This is a genomic window from Belnapia sp. AC561, assembly GCF_979252845.1.
This window is the reverse complement of sequence record NZ_CEEDBP010000088.1, coordinates 1-5,148: the sequence shown is the minus strand read 5'-3', so window position 1 is coordinate 5,148 and position 5,148 is coordinate 1. Positions and strand designations below refer to the sequence as shown.

At 63.9% G+C, this 5,148-nt stretch carries 7 protein-coding genes; 3 read left to right on the top strand and 4 right to left on the bottom strand.

The genetic code is table 11. The annotated features are described in order from the left end of the window. Positions 1-31 precede the first annotated feature (31 nt). Complete coding sequence (locus AC0IW9_RS30025; RefSeq protein WP_471651971.1) at positions 32-376, bottom strand: hypothetical protein; 345 nt, start codon at positions 374-376, stop codon at positions 32-34. After that, the gene (locus AC0IW9_RS30020) at positions 373-591 is read right to left on the bottom strand and encodes a hypothetical protein (protein WP_471651970.1); all 219 of its coding nucleotides are present in this window, start codon (positions 589-591) and stop codon (positions 373-375) included. Before AC0IW9_RS30020 ends, AC0IW9_RS30025 begins: the two co-directional genes overlap by 4 nt. 11 nt (positions 592-602) lie before the next feature. On the opposite strand from AC0IW9_RS30020, the gene AC0IW9_RS30015 reads away from it, so the two are divergent. Then, positions 603-815 carry a hypothetical protein gene (locus tag AC0IW9_RS30015; protein WP_471651969.1) on the top strand — a complete coding sequence of 71 codons (213 nt, stop codon included), beginning with the start codon at positions 603-605 and terminating at the stop codon, positions 813-815. A 134-nt stretch (positions 816-949) separates the two neighbouring features. On the opposite strand, the gene AC0IW9_RS30010 is transcribed toward AC0IW9_RS30015, so the two are convergent. Next, positions 950-1,171, bottom strand: a complete 222-nt coding sequence (locus AC0IW9_RS30010; protein WP_471651968.1) for a helix-turn-helix transcriptional regulator — start codon at positions 1,169-1,171, stop codon at positions 950-952. A gap of 679 nt (positions 1,172-1,850) precedes the next feature. Next, positions 1,851-3,167, bottom strand: coding sequence for a tyrosine-type recombinase/integrase (locus AC0IW9_RS30005; RefSeq protein ID WP_471651967.1), 1,317 nt, complete (start codon positions 3,165-3,167; stop codon positions 1,851-1,853). A gap of 427 nt (positions 3,168-3,594) precedes the next feature. Between AC0IW9_RS30005 and AC0IW9_RS30000 the strand changes: the two genes are divergently transcribed. Both AC0IW9_RS30000 and AC0IW9_RS29995 read left to right on the top strand, forming a co-directional pair. After that, positions 3,595-3,843 (top strand): hypothetical protein, encoded by a 249-nt coding sequence (locus AC0IW9_RS30000; protein ID WP_471651966.1) that lies wholly within the window; start codon positions 3,595-3,597, stop codon positions 3,841-3,843. 273 nt (positions 3,844-4,116) lie between these two features. Then, positions 4,117-4,701 (top strand): peptide deformylase, encoded by a 585-nt coding sequence (locus tag AC0IW9_RS29995; RefSeq protein ID WP_471651965.1) that lies wholly within the window; start codon positions 4,117-4,119, stop codon positions 4,699-4,701. The last annotated feature ends 447 nt before the right edge of the window (positions 4,702-5,148 follow it).

Here is a 5,148-nt window from a genome sequence, read left to right as displayed (position 1 = left end):
ACCTTCACCCCAACCGAGTGCACTAACTACTTTACCGCCGCAGGCTATGACGCAGACTGATAGGAAAACGCTCTAGCAGTGGTTGTCCGTCCCTGATGCCCAGCCAGCCCAGCGCCCAGCGCCAAGCCTCCACCATGGGTACGTGCCGCAGGTGCGCCACCAGTGCCAAGGCATCTCCGCCGCAGCCCGCCTCGTGGTCAAACCACGATCCGCGATCGGATCCTGCCACGACCACTGAGAGCGAGCCCTTGCGCCGGAACCGGAGCTCCTGGCGACTTTGGGTGATTGGCTTGTCACCGGTGAGTTCGTGCGCCAGCTCGACCATTCGCTGGCCGAGCAACGCGGCCACCTCGCGCATACCAGGCCCACGGGTCATCGGCTGCCTCCGTCGCGCGGGGGCGCTTCGGCGAAAAGCAGAACATGTGTGGCGTCGTCATCACCGTGCCGGTCCCGGTTCTCCATCACCAGGACCTTCACACCGCCAAGACGGCCAGCGAAGTAGTCCGTGCCCTTGGCGCTGGTGCGACGCCAGAGCTTCGCTGCGGTCAACATCGGACCGCCACGGTCACGGCTCTTATCAGCGCCGCTCATGAGCGCACCTCATGAAGCGGTCGCCGAGGAAAGTGGCTGCCTCCGGCGGCCCGCAGCATTTCGGGCGAAAGGCGCCGCTGGTACTCAGTCAGCAGGCCCATCAGGGCGGGCATACCGCCGATGCGGCTTGTCAGCTCGGTAAGAAGCTCGGCGGTGGCACGGGGGCCAAGGCGGTGCAAGTATTCGACACCGCGCTGAAGACGCAGTTGCTCAACCGGGTTTGAGGTCATCATCGCTCTCATTCTGAGACGCGACAGCACTGGAAATGGCTCGAGACTTTGGGTATAAGCGCAACGTCACCTGCACCGCCAAAGCCTACCAACCCTGTCCGCGCCGCCGCGTGGGCGGGGTTGATTGCTTAGGCAGCCTGGGCCGGCCGGATCACGGCAGCCGGCAGCGATGCCAGGAAGGCGCGGACGCTGGCCATATCCACCAGCGTGGAGCGGCCGGCCTTGAGAAGACGGATGTTGCCCCGTGCAGCTTCACGGTAAATCGTACTGCGGCTCAGTCCGGTGATCGCCGGTGCGTGCGGCAGTGGTACGGCGAGGGGCTCATACGGTGTGAAGGTGCTCGTGACCATCGTGTCCTCGATGCCGCTGCGTCCGGTTGGCAGGACAATCCCTGCTTATGCCGTGCAGCTTCTGGACACTCTGATTAGCGCCGGCCCGACCTTCGCGGTCGAGCTAAAGGGGTGCTTTTGCAGAAAGGCGGAACGAAAAATGGCCCCTTTCTATTCCGCCTGATCGTCGCGCAAGAACCCACTGTCAATGAACGGGTCGATGTCGCCGAGGCCAGGGTAGGTAGCTTGGCCAGGCGGTAGCGTGATGACGGTCTTGCCGCCTATGTCGGTGCGAAAAATAGGACGACGCGTTGGGATCGTAGCGGCCCTCTCATCCTCCCACCTCTTCGTAATTTCCGATGCTCCTAGTTTGCCAAGTGCAACCGTCAACGCGCGCTTGTAATGAGGCAACTCACGCCAAGCGCGCACAGAACGGGCTGTCACCTTTGCAAGCTTTGCAACGAAAGATGCCGACGCCCAGGAATAATTTTCGTCGGTCCATTTATAGTGCGCAGCATCAATCGCTAACGTGCGGCTCTGGTTCAGCGTAAGATTTGGTTCTCCGTCCTTCCCGAAAAGTTCTTTGGCAGGGCGCCCACGTGGTTTCCCGGTCGGGTTTCTCGGCATTTTAATGGCCCGTGTAAGGTGTCTAGAAAGTTGCAGAGCATCGCTGGCGCGTCAGCTGAGTGCTTCGGGCGGTTTATGCTGTTGCCACTATCGCCGCCCGAAGCGCCCGCACTTCTGCCTCCGGCCTCGCGCAGTAGTCAGCCCACTCCTGCATCAGCGCCGCCCGCTTCTGAAATAGGTCGCCGCGCCTATAGGCCGCCTCGACTTTGTCACCGATGGTATGGGCAAGGGCCGCTTCGGAGACCGCATGCGGCGTGCTGGTGGCTTCCTCGCACCAGTCACGGAAGGCGCTGCGGAACCCATGGGTAGTGATGGCCGAGCCGGACCTGGCATCCCGCCACCGGGCAGGCTTTCCATCGATCTCTGGGTTCATTCGACGCAGCAGCATAAGCATCGCCATGTTGGAGAGCGACTTTCCAGCTATCTGGCCTGGGAAGACGTACCCGTCACCCTCGACAGACCGGAGGGGCGCCATGCGTGTCAGCACGCCCAGCGCCGCGGTCGAAAGCGGCACCCGGTGCTCCCTCCCGGCCTTCATGCGGGCTGCTGGAACGGTCCAGAACGCCTCGGCGAGGTTCATCTCCGACCACCGGGCACCAAGCACCTCGCCACTGCGACAGGCGGTCAGGATGGCAAACTCAAGCGCTCGAGCGGCCGACGCCTCGGTAGCCCTCAGGACCGGCATGAAGGTCGCCATCTGTTGCCACGGCAGTGCTGCGTGGTTCTCCACCGTCGCCACCTTGGACCGGCGAGGCAGAAGGTGGTCGAGGTGTCCACGCCAGCGGGCTGGGTTCTCACCCTGACGCCATGCACGGGCCGCGGCATAGGACAGGACCGCCTCAATGCGTCCGCGTACCCTGGCCGCCGTTTCCGGCTTCGTCGTCCAGATTGGCTGCAGCGCGCGGAGAACTTGGTCAGTGCCGATGTCGGCCACAGGCATGCTGCCCAGCGTGGGATAAGCATAAGCCTCCAGGGTGGAGCGCCACTGGGCCCGGTGCTTTGCGTTGCGCCAGCCAGCCTCGTGAGCCCCCACATGCATCTCGGCGACATCGCGGAAAGTGCGCGTGGCAGCGACGGCCGCAGCCTTGGCCTTCTCCTCTGCGGCAGCCTCGGCCTTGCGGTGCTCCAGCGGATCCACGCCCTGCCGCAGCACTGCGCGGATATCGTCGGCCTTTACCCGTGCCTGCGCCAGGGTCACGCCATCCTTGCCGTCGGGATCGAACGCACCGAGACCCATCTCGCGGGCTTTGCCCTGCAGCATGTAGCGGAGGGTCCACTTCCCGGAGCCTGGGCCGGCAATCCGCAGGTACAGGTTGCCGCCGTCAGCATGGGCGCCGGGCTTGCCCTTCGCCACCAATGCCTTTGCCGCGGTCGCCGTTAGCTTGGCCATGCCCGTCCGTCCACAATCTGGACCACAAATAGCTTGTGGACTGCCAGGGGACAAGCTGAGACGTTCCGGGACGCACAAGGTGATGGAGACCAACTATGCGCTGACTATCAGGACCTCACGGCATCATGCGGCACACTGAGGGATGATGCTTTGGCGGACACCCTGTCCGCCAGTCCTTATACGCGCCGTGCTTGCCGCCCCACCGACCGCCGCGCTGCGTGGCAGGTTGCCATGGGCCGCGGCCGAGCCTTTGATCAAGTCGATCCGAGCCGCACGAGCGCCAACCCCAAAGGTAACGAATTCGTTTGCGTCTGGATCGCGCCGCAGAGAATCAACCTGCATCCACCACGAGCCCTGCTCCGTATCGCGCCAAGAACGTCAGAATGACGTCGTTTCTCGATCTTGGCGCCATCACTGAGGAAGTCCCGTGTTCCGGTTTTTGCTCCACCCCATTGCCAGCGGCCTGCCAAACCCAGCCTGGAGCCTGAGCTGGCACTCGGGTCCTTGCGAGATTTCTGCGAAATCTGTCGAGGAGGCACGGCAGATTGCGGCCGGGCAATTTACGGTGGCCATGCTCTCCGACCCTGCGATACGTGATCAGCGCTCGCCTTGGTACGAGAGCCACCTCGTCGTGGTCGAGATGGCCAGCGCCGAGCTGGCGACCATTGCTGACTGACAGTGTAAGCCGCACCGTTCGACGGTTTGTAGCGCAGACCCAAATGTTTGCTGTACGTCTTGGCAGCGGACGACAGAGATACGGATACGCCGCTGTCTGCTTGCCAGGCGCAGGATCGGTCGTCCCTTACGGTACTCACCGGCTGAAATCTCGGCCGGGACGGTGCCGCAGGCCAACCGCCGCACCATGGCCCTGCTCCGGCGGCAGCTCGCCCGGCCGACAGGATGACCGGCTGAAGCTGGCCTGGAACAGGCGACCCGCTATACTCACGGCATGACCGTCCTGAAGATCGCCCGGATGGGCCACCCTGTCCTGCTTGAGCGGTGCCGGCCCGTTGCCGACCCCGGTGCACCCGAGGTCCGCCGGCTGGTGCAGGACATGTTCGACACGATGGAGGATGCCCCCGGGGCAGGCCTCGCCGCACCACAGGTCCATGTCCCGCTCCGGCTCTTCGTATTCCGCGTGCAGCCCCACCGCTCCACCGGCGCGCCGGACGATACCGTCATCGGCAATACGGTGGTGATCAACCCCGTGGTCGAGCCCCTCGGGGAGGAGATGCAGCTCCGCTGGGAGGGCTGCCTCTCGATCCCAGGCCTGCGGGCCGCGGTGCCCCGCTTCCTGCGGGTCCGATACTCGGGCGTCGATTGTGAAGGGCGCCCGGTCACCGCCGACGTGAGCGGCTTCCACGCCGGCGTCGTCCAGCATGAGAACGACCATCTCGACGGTATCCTCTACCCGATGCGGATGACCGACTTTGGCCAGATGGGCTTCGTCGACGAGGTGGCTCGGGCTGATGAACTCGCGCTGCGAATGGACAGGATTCGGGCGGAGTGGGCGGACGCATCCAGCCAAGCTTGAGCGGCTGGCAGCCCTTCTGCCTGATCAAGCTTAGTCTTGAGGGTGCCTCGATCTGCTGGGTTATTCCTGCTTTACGGGCATAACGGCTGCGTGAAGTTAAAGTAGTGGAGCGCCACCAATGGCACTGCAGCCTAAACGCAGGCCTAGATAGTGCACGGCGGCGTCCTACGTCTCATGCTTCAACCGGCGATTTCCGCCGTCAATTCTGCGCCCGGTGAGAAAACGTGCCTGGCTAGCACCACTGCCACTCCCAGCTAGTGGAGGTGGCGGGGCAGGCAGCGGCGGCGTGACAGGGTTGGGCCCGTTCGCCTTGTTTGTGCCAACCCGCCACACCATACAGGCGCCCTGCAAAACCTCACCCCAGAAGCGCGCCGTAAGCGTCAGCCTATCACCACGGCTTGACCATCTGGTCTGAGGTTCCACGGCAGCAGGTCATCGATCCTGCTT